This window comes from Streptococcus infantis (assembly GCF_047465035.1).
GTDB classification, from domain to species: Bacteria; Bacillota; Bacilli; order Lactobacillales; family Streptococcaceae; genus Streptococcus; species Streptococcus infantis_T.
The window spans coordinates 54,110-74,743 of sequence record NZ_JASHAQ010000005.1 but is presented as its reverse complement, the minus strand read 5'-3'; the positions used below and the strand labels follow the sequence as shown (position 1 = coordinate 74,743).

Sequence of the window (20,634 nt, the reverse complement as noted above, 5' to 3'; positions counted from 1 at the left end):
ATTATGAAAAGAGAAATAGTGTAGACGCCAGGAATTCCCAGCTTTTATGCTATCTCTCTTTTTATTTGCTGATTTTATTTGAAGAAAATGGTATAATGGTTACTATGGAAAAAGAGAAATTACGCATCAATATGCTAAGTTCAAGTGAAAAGGTAGCTGGCCAAGGTGTGTCTGGGGCTTACCGTGAACTGGTACAGCTTTTAAAACGAGATGCGAAAGACCAACTGATCGTAACAGAAAATCTCCCAATCGAAGCGGATGTTACTCATTTTCATACGATTGATTTTCCTTATTATCTCTCGACCTTTCAGAAAAAACGTTCTGGACGTAAGATTGGCTATGTTCACTTCTTACCAGATACCTTGGAAGGTAGTTTGAAGATTCCATTCTTCTTAAAGGGGATTGTCAAACGCTATGTATTTTCTTTTTATGACCGTATGGAGCATCTGGTTGTTGTCAATCCTAGCTTCATTGAGGATTTGGTTGCTGCTGGAATTCCACGTGAAAAAGTGACCTATATTCCTAACTTTGTCAACAAAGAAAAATGGCATCCACTTCCTATAGAGCAAGTCGAACAACTTCGTAAAGATATGGGAATTGATGAGAATCAGTTTGTAGTCGTTGGTGCAGGTCAGGTTCAGAAGCGTAAAGGAATAGATGACTTTATCACTCTAGCTGAGGAATTACCTGATATCACTTTTATTTGGGCTGGTGGCTTCTCTTTTGGGGGAATAACCGACGGTTATGAGCGCTATAAAAAGATTATGGATAATCCTCCTGAAAATTTAATTTTCCCAGGGATTGTTGACCCAGAAAGGATGAGAGAATTCTATGCCTTGGCTGATCTTTTCTTGCTTCCAAGTTATAACGAGCTCTTTCCAATGACTATTTTAGAGGCTGCAAGTTGTGAAGCACCCATTATGCTTCGTGATCTAGATCTTTACAAGGTCATTCTTGAAGGAAATTACAGACCAACAAGTGATGTAGAAGAGATGAAAGCGGCTATCTTGGAATATCAAGAGTATCCAGAAGCACTAAAAGAATTAAAAGAAAAGGCTAAGGCCATTTCAAGAGAATATTCAGAAGAGCATCTTCTTGAAATCTGGCTAAAATTCTATCGGGAGCAAGCAGCTTTAGGAAAAAAATGAGGTAGTATATGCGAATTGGATTATTTACAGATACTTATTTCCCGCAGGTCTCGGGTGTTGCGACCAGTATTCGAACCTTAAAAACAGAACTTGAAAAGCAAGGCCATGCCGTCTTTATCTTCACGACAACCGATAAGGATGTCAATCGTTATGAAGACTGGCAGATTATCCGTATCCCTAGTGTTCCTTTCTTTGCCTTTAAGGATCGACGTTTCGCCTATCGTGGATTTACAAAAGCTCTTGAGATTGCCAAGCAATACAAGCTGGATATTATTCATACGCAGACTGAATTTTCTCTTGGTTTATTAGGGATTTGGATAGCGCGTGAGTTGAAAATCCCTGTTATTCATACCTATCATACCCAGTACGAAGATTATGTCCACTATATCGCTAAGGGGATGTTGATTCGTCCAGGTATGGTTAAGTATCTTGTGAGAGGCTTCCTTCATGATGTTGATGGAGTGATTTGTCCAAGTGAAATTGTGCGAGACCTTCTATCAGATTATAAGGTTAAAGTAGAAAAACGAGTTATTCCTACAGGGATTGAGCTAGCCAAGTTTGAACGACCTGAGATTGGACCAGAACATATCGTAGACTTACGTGATAAATTAGGCATTAAGAAAGATGAAAAGATGCTTCTTAGCCTTTCACGTGTTTCTTACGAGAAGAACATTCAAGCTGTTCTGGCAGCATTTCCAGATGTTCTAAAAGAAGAGCAAAATGTTAAATTAGTCGTAGCTGGAGATGGTCCTTATCTGGAAAATCTCAAGGAGCAAGCATCAGATTTAAAGATTCAAAATTCTGTTATCTTTACTGGTATGGTTGCCCCGAGTGAGACAGCGCTCTATTATAAGGCGGCTGACTTCTTTATCTCAGCTTCAACTAGTGAGACGCAAGGCTTGACCTATCTTGAAAGTCTTGCAAGTAAGACTCCGGTAATAGCTCATGGAAATCCCTATCTTGATAACCTCATCAATCATAAAATGTTTGGAACGCTTTATTATGAAGAGAGAGATCTAGCAGGGGCTATTTTAGAAGCTTTAATTGCAACTCCAAAGATGGATGAGAAACTTTTGGCTGAAAAATTGTATGAAATTTCAGCTGAGAATTTTGCTAAGAGAGTGCATGAATTCTATCTAGATGTTATTATTTCAAATAATTTTGAAAAAGAATTGACTGCAGATGAACCTGTTACGAAACGCATTTTAAAGACAGTATTTTATATACCACAACAAGCAGTGTCTATGCCGGTCAAGGGTTCAAGACGTATGTTGAAAGCTTCTAGAAAACAGTTGAGTCATTTAAGAAAATATTTGAACGATTAATCGAATCAAAGAAAGGAAATAAAAAAATGAAAAAGAAATTTATGAGAAGTGGTAGAGATCAAAAAATCGGTGGTGTATGCGCTGGTTTAGCTCATTATTTTGATATTGACCCTACAATTGTACGTGTGATTTGGGGAGTTCTAGCTTTCTGTTATGGTGCTGGACTTATTGCTTACTTGATTTTGTGGGCAATCGCTCCTGTATCAGATGAATTTTAAGATTAGAGTATTATAGTAAAGGAGAAAAAATGGCATTTGGTGATAATGGGAAACGTAAAAAAACTTTCTTTGAAAAACTAACAATGTTTGTCGTTTTGATTATGTTATTTGTAACCCTAGCAGGTATCTTTGCTACAGCCATCGGTGTATTTAGCAGATTTTAAAATGCTAGTTTTTCTAGCAAGTAGTAATAGTTGGTGACTGGGATTTCCCAGCCCTTTTTAGAGTGAGAAAAGAATATGAGTATGTTTTTAGATACAGCCAAGATCAAGGTCAAGGCTGGAAATGGTGGCGATGGGATGGTTGCCTTTCGCCGTGAAAAATACGTCCCTAACGGTGGACCCTGGGGGGGTGATGGAGGTCGTGGTGGTAACGTTGTCTTTGTTGTAGATGAAGGTTTACGTACCCTGATGGACTTCCGTTACAATCGTCATTTCAAAGCCCAATCGGGTGAAAAAGGGATGACCAAAGGAATGCATGGTAGAGGAGCAGAGGACTTGATTGTTCGAGTGCCTCAAGGTACAACTGTACGTGATGCAGAAACTGGAAAAGTTATCACTGACTTGATTGAGCACGGCCAAGAGTTTATCGTTGCTCACGGTGGTCGAGGTGGCCGTGGAAATATCCGTTTTGCGACACCCAAAAATCCTGCGCCAGAGATCTCTGAGAATGGAGAACCTGGTCAGGAGCGCGAATTACAGTTAGAACTTAAAATTCTTGCTGATGTTGGTTTGGTTGGATTCCCTTCAGTTGGAAAATCAACTTTGCTCAGCGTAATTACCTCTGCAAAACCTAAAATTGGTGCCTATCACTTTACAACAATCGTTCCAAATCTTGGTATGGTCCGTACCCAATCAGGTGAGTCCTTTGCAGTGGCAGACCTTCCTGGTTTGATTGAAGGAGCAAGTCAAGGTGTGGGCTTGGGAACTCAATTCCTTCGCCATATTGAGCGTACTCGCGTTATCCTTCACATCATCGATATGTCAGCCAGTGAAGGTCGCGATCCTTACGAAGATTATCTAGCTATTAACAAAGAGTTGGAATCTTACAACCTTCGTCTAATGGAGCGTCCCCAAATCATTGTTGCTAATAAGATGGATATGCCAGAAAGTCAGGAAAACCTTGAAGAATTCAAGAAAAAATTGGCAACTAACTTTGATGAGTTCGAGGAATTACCAGCAATCTTCCCAATATCAGGTTTGACTAAACAAGGTTTAGCACCTTTACTAGATGCAACAGCAGAGCTCCTTGATAAGACTCCAGAATTCCTTCTTTATGATGAGTCAGAAATGGAAGAAGAAGTTTATTATGGCTTTGACGAAGAAGAAAAACCATTTGAAATTAGTCGTGATGACGATGCAACTTGGGTACTTTCAGGTGAAAAACTCATCAAACTCTTTAACATGACTAACTTTGATCGTGATGAGTCTGTCATGAAGTTTGCTCGTCAGTTGCGTGGTATGGGAGTTGATGAAGCTCTCCGTGCTCGTGGCGCCAAGGATGGAGATTTGGTTCGTATCGGTAAGTTTGAGTTTGAGTTTGTAGACTAGGAGATAGCTATGGGAGATAAACCGATATCTTTCCGAGATGCTGATGGAAATTTTGTTTCTGCAGCAGACGTCTGGAATGAGAAAAAGTTAGAAGAACTCTTTAATCGCCTCAATCCAAATCGTGCTTTGAGACTAGCAAGAACTAAAAAGCAAGCAGACAGTAGCAAATCATAAAATTAACCCGTGATGATAGCCATCACGGGTTTTTGTTACCGATCAAAAAATAGAGGTGGTGCAAATTGTTTGAGGCGTTCAAAGCAAGATTGAGCTTGTTCCTTATCCTCGCAGATAACCAAACAGACATCATTTCCACAGATAGTAGCCACTATTTCAGGGAAGTTTAGGGCGTCCAAGATAGATCCGAAGGATTGTGCCAAACCTGGATAGGTTTTGATAACAACCTGGTGTTGGACGGGTTGCATCATGTAGAGTGCTTCCTCCATATAGACTTCTAGCCGTTTTTCCCACTTGGATGTAGAGTCAGTGTTGATTGAATAATAGGAGTGTTCACCTTCACGAATCTTAGAAAGATTCATCAGGTTAATGTCTCTTGAAAGTGTTGCTTGTGTGACCTGTACTCCGTTTTCAATCAGTAGTTCTTGTAATTCAGTTTGGGTATGAATTTTTTGTTTAGTGATTAAGGCTCGGATGAGCTGGTGTCTTTGCTCGGCTTTGTTCATCTACAGTTACCTCCCTTTGAAAAGGTATCTCAAGATTGGACTGTTCAAGGTCGACAGTCAAGTGATAGTCTGTATTGTCACGTACAGTAATCTCAAAGTCTGTTGTGTAAAGAACGAGACGTACTGTATCGCCTTCTTTTAGTTTGTAAATAGTTGGTTGGAGTTCAAATTGAAATTCCATCCATTCATCAGGCTTAACTTCCTCAATTTTCAGTAAATCATGACGATTTTGAAGATTGAGATAGCCTTTGGTGATAACGCGCTGTGCATTTGGGCTAAACGGTAGCTCGCAAAGATTTTCCAGCATGTGGTAACGACCATTATCAATCGTACGAGCAGACAAGACTCCTGGATACGGTTGTAGGTATTTCTTTTGACCAAGTTCGAGAAGTTGGGCAGATAGTAAGCCTTTGTTTGTACTTGATTTGAGACGGAGGTTTAGTTTAACACGCCCATTGAGATGAAGTTCTTCTGTCAGTGGTAGGTCAATAGTAACCTGATTCACCTTACCTTGATAGAGTTCATTGTTAAAGGTTTGGTAAGTTTTTCCAAATCGTTCAAAGTCTGAGTCTTGATAGTGGTTTTGAATGACAGCTTCTTCAGTACCTAATGTGAAAGTTTTGTGGTCAGTTTGATTTCCAAAATCTTCAAGAGTCATCCAGGTTTGAGGAGCAGTATTGTCTTGCCAAACGACTCTTGGAAGTCGGTAATCAGTTTCATGCCCCAATAATTTTTGAGTCAACAGGGCATTCATGGATTCACGGAAATCAATAGACTGCCAGTTGTTCATATAAACATGGGCACCGTTATGATAAAAGAGATGTTTCTTAATATTGCTTGGAAGAGCATTGAACATTTGATAGACATGAAGTGGTTTTACATTCCAGTCTTGTGAACCGTGTGTAAAAACAACCTCAGCTTTGACCTTGTGGGCATTAAGTAGGTAGTTTCTGTCATGCCAGAATTGGTTATAATCCCCAGTTTTACGGTCTAGATTTTTCTTGAGTTCTTCTATGGAAGCTTTATGAGCGTCATTTCCACGAATATAGTCACCAGCTAAGAGATTACGAGAATAAGTTAATTCATCTAATGAATCGAAGTCCTCCCCTGGATAGCCACCAGGGCTTGTTACCAGACCATTTTCACGGTAATAGTTGTACCAAGAAGAAATACCGGCTTCAGCAATAATGACTTCTAAACCATCAACTCCTGTAGTGGCAAGACCATTAGACATTGTTCCTAGATAAGAAATACCAGTAGTTGCAACTTTTCCATTTGACCAATCAGCCTTGACCTGACGTTTACGACTGTGGTCTGTGAAGGCACGACAACGACCATTGAGCCAATCAATGACATTTTTATAGGCTTCAACTTGTCGGTAATCTCCGTTGGTCATTTGACCTTGAGAATCCTTGGTTCCAAGACCAGATACGTAGATATTTGCAAATCCTCTTGGAAGGAAGTAGTCGTTAAGTGTGTAGCTGCTATTGATATGAGTCAGTTTTTCTTCAGCTTCTGGAACGAGTTCTGCTTGGCCAACTGGTTCAACCAAGTCTAATGTTGGTTTTTCTAGAGAAATTTCATGCGGTTCCTTGACTTCTAGCTCAACTTCCATTTTGTAAAGAGCTTTATCGCTTGCTTTATCATTGGTTCCTTGATGGTAAGGACTTGCCGTCATAACAGCTGGAATTTTGCCGTGGTAAGATGGACGAATAATGTTTACCTTGATAAGATCTGGCAGTCCATCATTATCAGAATCAATACGACTTTCCACATAAACAACTTCCAGAATAGCATTGTTTGCAGAGAAGGTTGCCAAGCTCTTACCATTGAAGTAGTGGTAATCATTGTCCTCAGGGATAAGACCATCGCTAACCAATTGATCGATCAAGGTATTTCCCTTTTTAGTGCGCGTGTTAAGGAGTTGATAGAGATTGTCAATCAAATCTCCGTATACAATAGGGAATGCCGTTTCTTTATGAAAAGCTAGACCATCTTCAAAGTCTATAAGATAACTGAAACCTAGCAACTGAAAGACGATAGTGTAGAAGATTTCTGCAGTTAATTCACGATCAGAGTTGAAGAAAGTGAGCAGATCAGTTTCTTTATCAACCGCTAAAGTTGAGAGGGGATAATCTGTATTTTTGTAATTGAAAAAACAAGTTCTAACAAAAGCTTCAAACAGTTCTTTATCAGAATTTGATTGGTCAAGCTTGAATCCAAGGCTGGATAATTCCTGTAAAGCTTCTTGCTGGCTTACAGGATAGTAACTGAATTGATTAAAACGCATAGATGCCTCCTTTGAAGAATCATTAAATTTATTATATCAAAAAAGTAGGGAAAATGATAGAAAATACAAGTAACTGTTATAATAAACTAAAAAGGATGACTTCGTGAAATGGAATATAAAAAGACAGATTCGAGGAATCTATTAAATTAAAAATACAGAAATCATAGATTTGAAAAATAATTGAAATATTTTAGATTGCACGCTTAATATAAAATAAAAAACTAGCCATGTAATTAGTAGTAGCTACTAAATTCTATGACTAGTTGTAGAGTTTAAGGTTTTGACTTGATAATTTTAGTTTGTTTAGATAGTGATTGGAGTGTTTGGTCACTTAATTTTGAATCAGTGATAATAGTGTCAATATCTGAGATATTGTAAAATGTAAAGAAATCAAATTTATCAAATTTGCTATGGTCAGCTAGGAGATATTTTTTATTGGCGTTTTCTAGTGCTAATTTCTGTGCTTCACCTTCATCTTCACTAAAAGTAGCAATAGCATGATCCTTGATACCATTACAACTAACGAAAGCTTTTGAAAATTGCAAACTAGCGATATCTTGAAGAGTGAGAGTTCCGACAAAAGCTCCTGTAATTGAACGATAATTACCACCGATTAGAATGAGATCAGTTAGCTTACGCTCGTTTAGAATGAGAAATACAGGCAAACTATTGGTAACAACACGAATGTTATCGATAGGAAGTTCACGCGCAAAGAATTCTAATGTGGTACCTGGACCAATGAAAATAGTTTCTCTTTCTTCAACTAAGTGACCTGCAAAGCGAGCAATTTCTTGTTTTTCTGCTGTTTGTAGTCCTTGTTTTTCAACGTTAGAACGCTCATTATTTAATAAGGAACCTGTTCGAAGTTTTTCAGCACCGCCATGAACTCGAACCAGCAAATCCTTATCCGCTAACTCTTGTAAATATCGTCTAGCTGTCATATCGGAAATATCAAGGCGATTCATAATCTCTTTAACAGTGATAGTTCCTTTTGTATTAACAATGTCTAAAATAGTATCTAATTTTTCTTGCTTCAGCATTGAACCACCCCCAAATCTAATATTATTTTATCATATTTTAAACAGCTAAGCAACTTAAAGAAAACAAAAATAAACAAAAAAAAACATCTAGTTTTTAAATAAACTTTGATGTTTTTTAGGTTAGGTATTAATTTAGTCCATAGTTATAATCATCATCCTGCATAGCTTCAACTTCACCAAGTAGATAACCATTACCAACTTGAGAGAAGAAGTCGTGGTTTGATGTACCAGTTGAAATCCCGTTCATAACGATTGGGTTGACATCATCTGCTGAGTCTGGGAAAAGTGGATCTTGTCCCAGGTTCATGAGTGCCTTGTTAGCATTGTAGCGAAGGAAGGTTTTAACCTCTTCAGTCCATCCGACTTCGTCATAGAGGCTCTCTGTGTAGCCTTCTTCATTCTCATAAAGAGTATAGAGAAGGTCGTACATCCATTCTTTGAGTTTTTCTTGCTCATCTTCTGGTAATTCATTGAAACCAAGCTGGAACTTGTAGCCGATGTAGGTTCCGTGTACAGACTCGTCACGAATAATCAATTTGATAATTTCTGCCACGTTGGCCAACTTGTTGTTTCCAAGATAGTAGAGTGGTGTGAAGAAACCAGAGTAGAAAAGGAAGGTTTCAAGGAAAACACTCGCTACTTTCTTTTCAAGAGGAGTTCCGTTTAGGTAGATTTCATTGATAATTTCAGCTTTTTTCTGAAGATATGGATTAGTATTAGTCCATTCAAAAATTTCTTCAATTTCAGACTTGGTATTTAAGGTTGAGAAGATAGAAGAGTAAGACTTAGCATGGACAGATTCCATAAACTGGATATTGTTAAAAACAGCTTCCTCGTGAGGTGTACGAATATCAGCACGAAGAGCCTGGACACCAGTTTCTGATTGCATGGTATCAAGAAGGGTCAAACCTCCAAAAACTTTACCGACAAGGTCTTTTTCCTTGTTAGAAAGCTTTCTCCAGTCATCTAAGTCGTTTGACAAAGGGATGCGCGTATCGAGCCAGAACTGCTCAGTCAGTTTTTCCCAGGTTGATTTATCGATGACATCTTCGATGGCATTCCAGTTAATGGCTTTGTAGTAAGTTTTCATTTGAAATCTCTTTCTGTGTGTAGTAATGCGATAACATAATCATTCTTATTTTATCATAATTCTATGCTATAATCGAACAAAAAGTCGGATGCCCGACTTTTATGTTCTTACATGATTTTATCAGCAAAATACGTTTAATGGATTGAGTGAATGTAATACTTTTGAGAGATGACTTAAATCACACAGCTCTCGCATTGGTTAGCACCGACTTCTCCACCATCATCGGTAAAGGTACGGACGTAGTAGATAGACTTGATACCTTTGTTGAAGGCATAGTTACGAAGGATAGACAAGTCACGTGTTGTTTGTTTGTTTTCTTTCTTCCATTCGTAAAGGCCTGTTGGAATATCACTACGCATGAAGAGTGTGAGTGAAAGTCCTTGGTCCACGTGCTCAGTCGCAGCAGCATAAACATCAATTACCTTACGCATATCCATGTCATAAGCAGAAGTGTAGTAAGGAATTGTTTCTGTTGACAAACCAGCAGCGGGATAGTAGATCTTACCAATTTTCTTCTCTTGGCGTTCTTCGATACGTTGCGTAATTGGGTGAATAGAAGCAGAAACATCGTTGATGTAGCTGATAGAACCATTTGGCGCTACAGCAAGGCGGTTTTGGTGGTAAAGCCCATCTGCTTTAACTTTATCACGAAGTTCAGCCCAGTCAACAGCAGTAGGGATAAAGATATCTTTGAAGAGTTCTTTAACATGTTCTGATTTCGGAAGAAATTCGTCAGTCAAATACTTATCAAAATAGCTTCCGTTAGCATAGTCTGATTTGTCAAAGTTGTGGAAGGTAACACCACGTTCACGTGCGATATTGTTTGACTCAACCAAGGTCCAGTAGTTCATAAGCATGAAGTAGATGCTTGTGAATTCAACAGACTCAGGTGATCCGTATTCGATCAATTGTTGAGCAAGATAGCTGTGAAGTCCCATAGCTCCAAGTCCAAATGTATGAGCTTGGCTGTTTCCGTGGTTGATAGTAGGAACAGCGACGATGTGTGAACTATCTGTAACGAAGGTCAAGGCACGTACCATTGCACGGATAGAGCGACCAAAGTCCGGTGACGTCATCATGTTGACCACGTTTGTTGAACCAAGGTTACATGAGATATCAGTACCCATTTTTAGGAATTCCTGAGCATCATTGATAAGACTTGGTTCTTGGACTTGAAGAATCTCTGAACACAAGTTACTCATGATGATCTTACCATCGACAGGATTTGCACGGTTAGCTGTATCAATGTTGACCACATAAGGATAGCCAGATTCTTGTTGCAACTTAGAAATTTCAGTTTCCAAATCACGTGCCTTGATTTTTGTCTTACGGATATTTGGATTTGCTACTAGTTCATCGTATTTTTCAGTGATATCGATGTAGTTAAATGGCACGCCGTATTCAAGCTCTACAGAGTAAGGACTGAAGAGGTACATTTCTTCATTTTTACGTGCTAATTCGTAGAATTTATCTGGTACCACAACACCAAGTGAGAGAGTCTTGACACGAACTTTTTCATCGGCATTTTCCTTCTTAGTTGAAAGGAAGGCGATGATATCTGGGTGGAAGACATTGAGGTAAACAACCCCAGCACCTTGACGTTGACCGAGTTGGTTAGAGTAAGAGAAGCTGTCTTCGAAAAGCTTCATAACTGGTACGACACCAGAAGCAGCACCCTCATAGCCTTTAATAGGAGCTCCAGCTTCACGAAGGTTGCTGAGGGAAATTCCTACACCACCACCGATACGTGAAAGTTGAAGAGCAGAGTTGATAGAACGTCCGATAGAGTTCATATCATCTGTTACCTGAATCAAGAAGCAAGATACCAACTCACCACGACGAGCACGACCTGCATTCAAGAAAGAAGGAGTAGCAGGTTGATAACGTTGGTGGATGATTTCATTAGCGATATCAATAGCAATCGCTTCATCACCATCCGCGAAGTAAAGGGCATTAAAGAAGACACGGTCTTCCATGCTTTCAAGGTAGTATTCTCCGTCATTAGTTTTCAGAGCATACTGATTATAGAATTTATAGGCAGCCATGAAAGACTTAAACTGGAAGTTTTGATCCTTGATAAATTGATGCAGTTCTTCCAAAAATTCTGGACGGTATTTCTTGATAAATGCTGTCTCAATGTAGTTATGCTCAATGAGGAAATTAATTTTATCCGTTATTGAGTCAAAAACCATTGTGTTAGGTACAACATTTTCTTTAAAGAAGGCTTCTAAAGCTTCCTTGTCTTTGTGAAGCATAATTTGTCCATTAACAGGACGGTTAATTTCATTATTAAGACGGAAGTAAGTCACATCTTCAAGTTGTTTTAATCCCATAAAAAATCCTTTATCTAATTACAAAAGAAAGGCTTCTAAGGTAGACATAGAAGCTTTTGTCCTGATACTTAAGCAAGTTGTTTAAGTTTACCTGGTTGGAAACCAGAGAAAACTTCTGTTGGTGTCTGAATAATAGGAGCAGCACTAAAGCCAAGCTCTTTTACTTGATCAATGTATTCAGGTTGTTCATCAAGATTGATTTCTTTATATTCAACATTATTACTGTCTAAAAAACGTTTCGTCATTTTACATTGGACACAGTTGTTTTTAGAATATACGGTTACCATTTCTGTAACTCCTCTTTAAAAAATTATTACTTTCTTAGTATATCAGAAAAAAAAACTTTGTCAACTTTCTAAAACTAAATCTTGTGTACTTATTTTACTGATTTTACCAACAAACACAATATATAGTGTAACATTGAAAAATAATTACAGAAAAAGCAATGATTTCATTATAGGTGTCTCGACAAAAACTACATACTGTGTTTTGCTAAATTTAATAGAAGATTTTCAGCAAGTTATCTGAAAGGAAATTGAAGAAAGTCCATAAAATACTTGAAAAATATCAATGAAGGTGATATAATACTAAATTGTAAGGGTTATCAGATATGTAACTCAACAAGAAAACTATTAAAGGAGAGTCAAACTATGGCTTCTAAAGATTTCCACGTAGTGGCAGAAACAGGTATTCACGCACGTCCAGCAACATTGTTGGTACAAACAGCTAGCAAATTTGCTTCAGATATTACTCTTGAGTACAAAGGTAAATCAGTTAACCTTAAATCTATCATGGGTGTAATGAGCCTTGGTGTTGGTCAAGGTGCTGACGTTACAATCACTGCTGAAGGTGCAGACGCTGATGACGCTATCGCTGCAATCTCAGAAACAATGGAAAAAGAAGGATTGGCATAAGGAAATGACAGAAATGCTTAAAGGAATCGCAGCATCTGACGGTGTTGCAGTTGCAAAAGCATATCTACTCGTTCAACCGGATTTATCATTCGAGACTGTTACAGTCGAAGATACAAATGCAGAAGAGGCTCGTTTGGATGTTGCTCTTGAAGCTTCTCAAAACGAGCTTTCTCTTATCCGCGAGAAGGCTGTAGGTACGCTTGGTGAAGAAGCGGCACAAGTATTTGACGCTCACTTGATGGTTCTTGCTGACCCTGAATTGATCGGTCAAATCAAAGAAACTATCCGTGCTAAGAAAGTGAATGCAGAAGCAGGTCTGAAAGAAGTTACAGACATGTTTATCACAATCTTTGAAGGCATGGAAGACAACCCATACATGCAAGAACGTGCAGCGGATATCCGCGACGTAACAAAACGTGTATTAGCTAACCTCCTTGGTAAAAAATTGCCAAACCCAGCTTCTATCAATGAAGAAGTGATCGTGATTGCTCACGACTTGACTCCATCTGATACAGCTCAATTGGACAAAAACTTTGTTAAAGCTTTTGTAACAAACATTGGTGGTCGTACAAGTCACTCAGCTATCATGGCTCGTACACTTGAAATCGCTGCAGTTTTGGGTACAAACAATATCACTGAAATCGTTAAAGATGGTGACCTACTTGCCGTTAATGGTATTACAGGTGAAGTGATTATCAACCCTACTGAAGAACAAGCAGCTGAATTTAAAGCAGCTGGTGAAGCTTACGCTCAACAAAAAGCTGAGTGGGCACTCTTGAAGGATGCTCAAACAGTTACTGCTGACGGTAAACACTTCGAATTGGCAGCAAACATTGGTACTCCAAAAGACGTTGAAGGTGTTAATGACAACGGTGCAGAAGCTGTAGGTCTTTACCGTACAGAGTTCTTGTACATGGATTCTCAAGACTTCCCAACTGAAGACGAGCAGTACGAAGCATACAAGGCTGTTCTTGAAGGAATGAACGGTAAACCAGTTGTTGTCCGTACAATGGATATCGGTGGTGACAAGGAACTTCCTTACTTCGATATGCCACATGAAATGAACCCATTCCTTGGATTCCGTGCTCTTCGTATCTCTATCTCTGAAACAGGAGATGCAATGTTCCGCACTCAAATCCGTGCTCTTCTTCGTGCTTCTGTACACGGTCAATTGCGTATCATGTTCCCGATGGTTGCGCTTTTGAAAGAATTCCGTGCAGCTAAAGCAGTCTTCGATGAAGAAAAAGCTAACCTTCTTGCTGAAGGTGTTGCAGTTGCGGATGACATCCAAGTTGGTATCATGATCGAAATTCCTGCAGCAGCTATGCTTGCAGACCAATTTGCAAAAGAAGTTGATTTCTTCTCAATTGGTACAAACGATTTGATCCAATACACAATGGCGGCAGACCGTATGAACGAACAAGTTTCATACCTTTACCAACCATACAACCCATCAATCCTTCGTTTGATCAATAACGTTATCAAAGCAGCTCACGCTGAAGGTAAATGGGCTGGTATGTGTGGTGAAATGGCTGGTGACCAAACAGCTGTTCCACTTCTTGTCGGAATGGGCTTGGATGAGTTCTCTATGTCAGCAACATCTGTACTTCGTACACGTAGCTTGATGAAGAAACTCGACACTGCTAAAATGCAAGAATACGCTAACCGTGCTCTTACTGAATGTTCAACAATGGAAGAAGTTCTTGAACTTTCTAAAGAATACGTTAACTTCGATTAATCAATTACAAATCCTTGTAGCTTCTAGCTATGAGGATTTTTTCTTCTATTTTGTAGAAAACTCCTTCTGTAAAATTTATCAAAAATATGGTAAAATAGACAAGGGAAAAAACAAGGAGGCTACAATGCAAAATAGACCAATCATTATCGGAGTAACAGGTGGATCTGGAGGAGGAAAGACAAGCGTATCTAAAGCAATCTTGTCGCATTTTCCAAATGAAAAAATCTCTATGATTGAGCATGATTCCTACTATAAAGATCAATCTCATCTAACCTTTGAAGAGCGTATTAAGACCAACTATGACCATCCTTTTGCTTTTGATACTGATTTGATGATTGAGCAAATCAAAGAGTTGTTGGCAGGTCGTCCAGTTGATATTCCTACCTATGATTATGCTGCCCATACCAGAAGTTCTAAAACTTATCGTCAAGAACCTCAGGATGTCTTTATCGTAGAAGGAATCTTGGTTTTGGAGGACAAACGACTTCGTGATTTGATGGATATCAAGATTTTCGTAGATACAGATGATGATGTCCGTATCATTCGCCGTATTAAACGTGATATGGAAGAGCGTGGTCGTAGCCTGGATAGCGTTATTGACCAATACCTTGGTGTGGTGAAACCCATGTATCATCAATTTATCGAGCCAACAAAGCGTTATGCAGATATCGTTATTCCAGAAGGAGTGACCAATACAGTAGCTATTGATTTGCTGACAACAAAGATTGAAAAGATTTTAGAAGAAGCACGTCTTGCCCAATAATAAGCAGATAAAAGGCTGTGGGAAAGTAAAGATTTTATCAAGATTGAACCTTTTTCTCATATCCGTGAATCTTTACAATCATGCTTTTAGATAGTCTCGTCAAAGGGACTTTTAGAAGTCTGTAATCTTAATTAAATACAAAGTCAGTTACTTAGGGCAAATAAAAATCGAGGCCGGGATTTTCCCGACCTCTTATTTTTTGATTTTTTCAAGTCTCGGAACAATAACTAGGGTAAGTATTGCTGAGATTATGAGTTCTGCGATAGAATTTGTTGAGATAACAGTAGCTAATAGTTTTTGGATATTTCCATCAAAAACATTTCCAAAGAGGAAGAAGATTCCGCCTAGTACAAATACAGTATTTGTGAGGGAACCAAGTGCTCCCGCGAAGATAAGCCCTGCCTTGTTTTTGAGGAGTTTGTAGACAAAGTATGGAGTTAAACCAATAAGGATGCGTGGTACAATCGCAATAACTAGGGAGTAGATGTTACCGTTTGGTACAAATGGAGAGAAGAGGTAGCTAGTTGGGAGAATAGTGATCGTATTGACAGTCAAGCTAATCATTCCCATCAAGAAACCTAAGATAGCCCCAATCCGTGGTCCGTAGATGATACTAGCAATGATGACTGGGATATGGACAATGGTTGGTTTAATTGGAAATGGCAAGACATTAAAGACAATAGAGCTCAGCAAATGAATGACAATCATGCTGGCAAAAAAGATAGCAATAGGAGCAATATTAGAGCGTTTGTTCATGAAGTTTTTCCTTTATCTGTTGTAAAATAGTATCAAGATCAGCAAGAGCACCACGTCCTACATCGCCACAGGCCAGTAGGGACTCTTTTGGAGCAATAATTGTATAACCATAAGTTTCTAAAGTTTTTAAGTTTGTTTGAGTTGCTGGATGGTCATACATTTTGGTATTCATAGCAGGCGCCACTAGTTTTGGAACATAGTGGGGCAAGGCAAGAGCAGTAGAGGTTACCATATTATCTGCGAAACCGTGTGCTAGTTTTGCAATCGTATTAGCAGTAGCAGGGGCAAGGATAAACAAATCTGTTTCTTTGCCAAGTTCGATATGATTGACTTTGTCAGGATAAGGTTCCTGCATAACATCTAGATGTACCGTATTTTGAGATAGGACTTGAAGGGTTAAAGGTTGGATAAAGGCAGTCGCAGCCTGGGTCATAAGTACAGTTACAGAATGCCCCTGTTTCTTCAAGTTACTAACCAAATCAGCAGCCTTGTAAGAAGCGATAGAGCCTGTAACAGCGAGTGTAATACGAGCCATAATTTTCCTTTCTAACGATCAAGTTCTTGAATTCTCTTGGTTAACAAGTCAGCAATTTCTTGCTTGCTAGTAGAAAGCTGATAATCTTTTTCTTCTACTAGATAAGCCAGGTGCTGATTTTCATTAATCTGAGTGAGGTCATTAGCGACAATCAAGTCAGCTTGATTCTTTTCAAGACTTTCTCTAGCGATTTGAATCAGATGCTCCTTGGTAACATCGACAAGCAGTTTAAAGCCAATGAGATGAATATTGGGGTTCCATTCTTTGACAAGAGCAATAATTTTTGGATTTTTCTTGAGAAATAGGACTTGCACCTCAGCCTTAGAGGAGATCTTTGTTTCCATATTTTTCTTATGCAAAAACTCACTTAAATCTTGGCTTGCTTGGACTTGGTCAAGACCAGTCATGTAAACAGGACTATAGTCAGAGACTGCCATGGAATGAATCAAAACTTGATAATCAGGAACAATCCGTTTCATCTTTCGAAGTAAATCGGAAGTGTTTTTGATTTCAATGATGGATAAATTTGAGTGTGGTGCTGGTTTTAGTGCTTGTTGCGTAGTAATCAGACAAACCTGATGCCCAGCCTTCAGTAAAGTCTCAGTTATAACTTTACCAAGTCTACCAGTAGAGTGGTTGGTAATGGAGCGAACTCTATCAATGGCTTCGCTTGTACCACCAGATGTAACTAAAATTTTCATAGAACTATTGTACAAAAAAATGAGCAGTAAGTAAAATGAAAGCGATAAAATATTATGTGAAATCCTAACTTTAAACTATAGTTAAAACTTATAAAGGCATATAAAAATTTAAATAGTAGCCAATAAATCCTTTGAGGGCGCTATATTTACGAACGTTATAAAGCTTTATGTCTGTTAAAAATCTTGTTTTGTGTTATAATGAATTAACACATTTGAGGTAGAGGAGTTTGTTATGAAAACAGATATTGAAATTGCACAGAGTATTGATCTAAAACCAATCGTTGAGGTCGTTGATCAATTTGGGATTTCTGCAGACGATTTGGAGTTGTATGGAAAGTACAAGGCTAAACTTAGCTTTGATAAAATTCGTGAAGTTGAGGCAAATCCAGTCGGTAAATTGATCCTGGTTACAGCTATCAATCCAACACCTGCTGGTGAAGGAAAGTCAACCATTACCATCGGACTTGCTGATGCTTTGAATAAGATTGGCAAGAAAACCATGATTGCTATTCGCGAACCTTCTCTTGGTCCTGTAATGGGGATTAAAGGTGGTGCAGCTGGTGGTGGTTATGCTCAAGTACTACCAATGGAAGATATCAACCTTCACTTTACTGGTGATATGCATGCTATCACAACTGCCAACAATGCTCTTTCTGCCTTGATTGACAATCACTTGCACCAAGGAAATGAGCTAGGAATTGACCAACGTCGTATTCTTTGGAAACGTGTTGTTGACTTAAACGACCGTGCTCTTCGTCATGTAACTGTTGGACTCGGTGGTCCTCTTAATGGAATTCCTCGCGAAGATGGATTTGATATCACTGTTGCTTCAGAAATCATGGCTATCCTTTGTTTGGCAACTGATATTGAAGATTTGAAACGTCGTTTAGCCAATATCGTCATCGGCTACCGTTATGACCGCACACCAGTTTCAGTTGGTGATTTACAGGTTGAGGGTGCCTTGGCATTGATTTTGAAAGATGCTATTAAACCCAACTTGGTTCAAACAATCTATGGTACACCTGCATTCGTACACGGTGGCCCATTTGCTAATATCGCCCATGGCTGCAACTCAGTTTTGGCAACAAAAACTGCTCTACGTTTAGCAGATTACACAGTGACAGAAGCTGGCTTTGGTGCAGACCTTGGTGCAGAGAAGTTCCTGGATATCAAGACTCCAAACCTACCAACAGCTCCAAGCGCAGTAGTCATTGTCGCAACACTTCGTGCTCTTAAGATGAACGGTGGAGTAGCTAAGGATGCTCTAACAGAAGAAAACGTAGAAGCAGTTCGTGCAGGTTTTGCTAACTTGAAACGCCACGTTGAAAATATTCGTAAATTCGGTATTCCAGCGGTTGTTGCTATCAATGAATTTGTTTCTGATACAGAAGCTGAAATTGCAGCTTTGAAAGAACTATGTGCTTCAATTGATGTTCCAGTTGAATTAGCTAGCGTATGGGCTGATGGAGCTGAAGGTGGAGTAGCGCTTGCTGAAACGGTTGTCAATACTATCGCTGAAAATCCGGCAAACTACACACGTCTCTATGACAACGACCTTTCTGTTCAAGAAAAGATTGAAAAGATTGTCACTGAAATCTATCGCGGAAGCAAAGTAAACTTTGAGAAGAAAGCTAAAACCCAAATCGCTCAAATCGTTCAAAATGGTTGGGATAAACTACCAATCTGTATGGCTAAGACTCAGTACAGTTTCTCAGATAATCCAAACGCACTTGGAGCACCTGAAAACTTTGAAATTACCATTCGTGAATTGGTACCAAAACTTGGTGCAGGCTTTATCGTTGCCCTTACTGGTGATGTCATGACCATGCCAGGACTTCCAAAACGACCAGCAGCTCTCAACATGGATGTTGAAAGTGATGGAACTGTTCTTGGATTATTCTAATTAAACAACAAAAAGACAAGCTCAAAATCGAGTTTGTCTTTTATATTAATACTAAAAAATCTCCTAGAATGTGACTAGGAGATTTGTATTTTATTTCATAGTTGGGAAAAGAAGCACATCACGGATAGTAGTTGTATCAGTGAGGAGCATGCAGAGACGGTCGATACCGATTCCCAAACCACCTGTTGGTGGCATACCGTATTCAAGAGCTTCAATGTAGTCATAGTCGATTCCTGTCGCTTCATCGTCACCAAGTTCTTTGGCTTTGGCTTGAGCTTCAAAACGGCTAAGCTGGTCGATTGGGTCGTTCAACTCAGTAAAGGCATTTCCGTATTCTTTAGTCATAATGAAGAGTTCAAAACGGTCGGTAAAGCGCTCATCTTCAGGATTTTTCTTAGCAAGTGGAGATACAGCTACTGGATGACCATAGACAAAGGTAGGTTGAATCAAAGTTTCTTCAACAAATTCTTCAAAGAAAGCATTGATGATATGACCAACTTCAGTGTAGTGTTTTTCAACTGGAACTTTCTTCTCAGCAGCGATTGCCTTAGCTTCTTCTAAAGTCATATCTTTCCAGAAATCAACACCTGTAATTTCCTTGATTGCATCAACCATGTGTACACGTTTAAATGGTTCATTGATCTTGATCTCAGTTCCTTGATAGTTGACTGGACCATCACCTTTAACTGATTTAGCAGCGTGTTGGATAATGCCTTCAGTTAAGTCCATAATGTCTTGGAAGTCTGCATAAGCTTGGTAAACTTCGATAGAAGTGAACTCAGGGTTGTGGGTAGCATCCATTCCTTCGTTACGGAAGATGCGGCCAATCTCATAAACACGTTCCATACCACCGACGATAAGACGTTTTAAGTGAAGCTCAGTCGCGATACGAAGCACCATATCAATATTTTGAGCATTGTGGTGAGTGATAAATGGACGCGCAGATGCTCCACCAGCCTCATTGTGAAGAACAGGTGTTTCCACTTCAAGGAAGCCTTTTTGGTCAAGGTAACGACGGATTTCAGAGATGATTTTTGAACGAGTAACAAAGCGTTCAAAGCTTTCACGGTTTGAAATTAAATCAAGGTAACGTTTGCGGTAGATGGTTTCAACGTCAGTCAAACCGTGGAATTTCTCTGGAAGCGGACGAAGGGCTTTGGACAAGTGAGTAATATGTGTAGCCTTGATAGAGAGTTCTCCCATATCTGTACGCATAACTTCACCTTCGACACCAAGGAAGTCTCCTAAGTCAGCCTTTTTAAAGATTTCGTAGTTTTCTTCACCGACAGCATCTTTACGAACATAGATTTGGATTTGACCTTCGCGGTCTTGAAGGTGGGCAAATCCAACCTTACCCTTACCACGTTTGGTAACAAGACGACCTGCAATAGTAGCAGTTTCGTTCAATTCATGTAGTTGTTCCTTATCGAGGTCAGCATATTTATCTTTTAATTCTTGTGAGTTAGCAGTGCGTTCAAATCGTTTACCGAATGGATCGATTCCTTGTTCGCGGAGCGCAGCCATTTTTTCACGGCGAACGATCTGCTGGTCATTTAGTTCTTCCATATGTTCTGTTGACATTTTTTCCTCCTAGTTTTTACTCAATTCTTGATACGATGAGTCTTTTTGCGATACTCCCATTTTATCATA

General features: G+C 39.1%; 20 protein-coding genes. 10 read left to right on the top strand and 10 right to left on the bottom strand.

Annotation, left to right across the window (positions count from 1 at the left end):
• The first annotated feature begins 95 nt into the window (after positions 1-95).
• From QM406_RS03485 to QM406_RS03460, 6 genes are all read left to right on the top strand, one after another.
• Positions 96-1,148 (top strand): glycosyltransferase family 4 protein, encoded by a 1,053-nt coding sequence (locus QM406_RS03485; protein WP_414273422.1) that lies wholly within the window; start codon positions 96-98, stop codon positions 1,146-1,148.
• An 8-nt stretch (positions 1,149-1,156) separates the two neighbouring features.
• On the top strand, positions 1,157-2,473 hold the full coding sequence (locus tag QM406_RS03480; protein ID WP_414273421.1) for a glycosyltransferase family 4 protein: 1,317 nt from the start codon (positions 1,157-1,159) through the stop codon (positions 2,471-2,473).
• A 26-nt stretch (positions 2,474-2,499) separates the two neighbouring features.
• A complete protein-coding gene (locus QM406_RS03475) occupies positions 2,500-2,691 on the top strand; it encodes a PspC domain-containing protein (protein ID WP_414273420.1) in 192 nt (63 codons plus the stop codon).
• A 29-nt stretch (positions 2,692-2,720) separates the two neighbouring features.
• Positions 2,721-2,855, top strand: a complete 135-nt coding sequence (locus QM406_RS03470) for a DUF4044 domain-containing protein (protein ID WP_000863850.1) — start codon at positions 2,721-2,723, stop codon at positions 2,853-2,855.
• Between the two features lie 75 nt (positions 2,856-2,930).
• Positions 2,931-4,241, top strand: a complete 1,311-nt coding sequence (obgE, locus tag QM406_RS03465) for a GTPase ObgE (protein ID WP_045763293.1) — start codon at positions 2,931-2,933, stop codon at positions 4,239-4,241.
• A 9-nt stretch (positions 4,242-4,250) separates the two neighbouring features.
• Positions 4,251-4,415 carry a hypothetical protein gene (locus QM406_RS03460; protein WP_371559167.1) on the top strand — a complete coding sequence of 55 codons (165 nt, stop codon included), beginning with the start codon at positions 4,251-4,253 and terminating at the stop codon, positions 4,413-4,415.
• A 35-nt stretch (positions 4,416-4,450) separates the two neighbouring features.
• On the opposite strand, the gene QM406_RS03455 is transcribed toward QM406_RS03460, so the two are convergent.
• From QM406_RS03455 to nrdH, 6 genes are all read right to left on the bottom strand, one after another.
• Entirely contained in the window at positions 4,451-4,921 is a 471-nt protein-coding gene (locus QM406_RS03455) for an arginine repressor (RefSeq protein WP_075231622.1), read from the bottom strand.
• Entirely contained in the window at positions 4,872-7,211 is a 2,340-nt protein-coding gene (locus QM406_RS03450) for a Xaa-Pro dipeptidyl-peptidase (protein WP_414273419.1), read from the bottom strand. The genes QM406_RS03455 and QM406_RS03450 overlap by 50 nt, the downstream gene beginning before the upstream one ends.
• Positions 7,212-7,483: 272 nt before the next feature.
• Positions 7,484-8,251 carry a DeoR/GlpR family DNA-binding transcription regulator gene (locus QM406_RS03445; protein ID WP_049526101.1) on the bottom strand — a complete coding sequence of 256 codons (768 nt, stop codon included), beginning with the start codon at positions 8,249-8,251 and terminating at the stop codon, positions 7,484-7,486.
• A 127-nt stretch (positions 8,252-8,378) separates the two neighbouring features.
• Positions 8,379-9,341, bottom strand: coding sequence for a class 1b ribonucleoside-diphosphate reductase subunit beta (gene nrdF, locus QM406_RS03440; RefSeq protein WP_049526102.1), 963 nt, complete (start codon positions 9,339-9,341; stop codon positions 8,379-8,381).
• A 173-nt stretch (positions 9,342-9,514) separates the two neighbouring features.
• Entirely contained in the window at positions 9,515-11,674 is a 2,160-nt protein-coding gene (gene nrdE / locus QM406_RS03435) for a class 1b ribonucleoside-diphosphate reductase subunit alpha (protein ID WP_414273418.1), read from the bottom strand.
• Between the two features lie 68 nt (positions 11,675-11,742).
• The gene (gene nrdH, locus QM406_RS03430; RefSeq protein WP_000259242.1) at positions 11,743-11,961 is read right to left on the bottom strand and encodes a glutaredoxin-like protein NrdH; all 219 of its coding nucleotides are present in this window, start codon (positions 11,959-11,961) and stop codon (positions 11,743-11,745) included.
• Positions 11,962-12,324: 363 nt separating this feature from the next.
• Here nrdH and QM406_RS03425 point away from each other — a divergent pair, with 363 nt between their 5' ends.
• From QM406_RS03425 to udk, 3 genes are all read left to right on the top strand, one after another.
• Positions 12,325-12,588, top strand: a complete 264-nt coding sequence (locus tag QM406_RS03425; RefSeq protein ID WP_000146952.1) for a phosphocarrier protein HPr — start codon at positions 12,325-12,327, stop codon at positions 12,586-12,588.
• A gap of 4 nt (positions 12,589-12,592) precedes the next feature.
• Positions 12,593-14,326: a phosphoenolpyruvate--protein phosphotransferase gene (gene ptsP / locus QM406_RS03420; protein WP_025171271.1), complete on the top strand. Its 1,734-nt coding sequence runs from the start codon at positions 12,593-12,595 to the stop codon at positions 14,324-14,326.
• Between the two features lie 124 nt (positions 14,327-14,450).
• Complete coding sequence (gene udk / locus QM406_RS03415) at positions 14,451-15,089, top strand: uridine kinase (protein ID WP_007555045.1); 639 nt, start codon at positions 14,451-14,453, stop codon at positions 15,087-15,089.
• 192 nt (positions 15,090-15,281) lie between these two features.
• Here the strand turns inward: udk and QM406_RS03410 are convergent, their stop codons facing one another.
• The 3 genes from QM406_RS03410 to QM406_RS03400 are packed head-to-tail and all read right to left on the bottom strand — an operon-like array spanning position 15,282 to position 17,081.
• Complete coding sequence (locus QM406_RS03410) at positions 15,282-15,845, bottom strand: ECF transporter S component (protein WP_001042711.1); 564 nt, start codon at positions 15,843-15,845, stop codon at positions 15,282-15,284.
• Positions 15,829-16,380, bottom strand: coding sequence for a phosphopantothenoylcysteine decarboxylase (gene coaC / locus QM406_RS03405; protein WP_311522323.1), 552 nt, complete (start codon positions 16,378-16,380; stop codon positions 15,829-15,831). The genes QM406_RS03410 and coaC overlap by 17 nt, the downstream gene beginning before the upstream one ends.
• 11 nt (positions 16,381-16,391) lie before the next feature.
• Positions 16,392-17,081: a phosphopantothenate--cysteine ligase gene (locus QM406_RS03400; protein ID WP_075231313.1), complete on the bottom strand. Its 690-nt coding sequence runs from the start codon at positions 17,079-17,081 to the stop codon at positions 16,392-16,394.
• 232 nt (positions 17,082-17,313) lie between these two features.
• On the opposite strand from QM406_RS03400, the gene QM406_RS03395 reads away from it, so the two are divergent.
• Positions 17,314-18,984, top strand: a complete 1,671-nt coding sequence (locus QM406_RS03395) for a formate--tetrahydrofolate ligase (protein WP_075231314.1) — start codon at positions 17,314-17,316, stop codon at positions 18,982-18,984.
• A 90-nt stretch (positions 18,985-19,074) separates the two neighbouring features.
• On the opposite strand, the gene lysS is transcribed toward QM406_RS03395, so the two are convergent.
• Entirely contained in the window at positions 19,075-20,565 is a 1,491-nt protein-coding gene (lysS, locus tag QM406_RS03390; RefSeq protein ID WP_315639197.1) for a lysine--tRNA ligase, read from the bottom strand.
• Between the last annotated feature and the right edge of the window lie 69 nt (positions 20,566-20,634).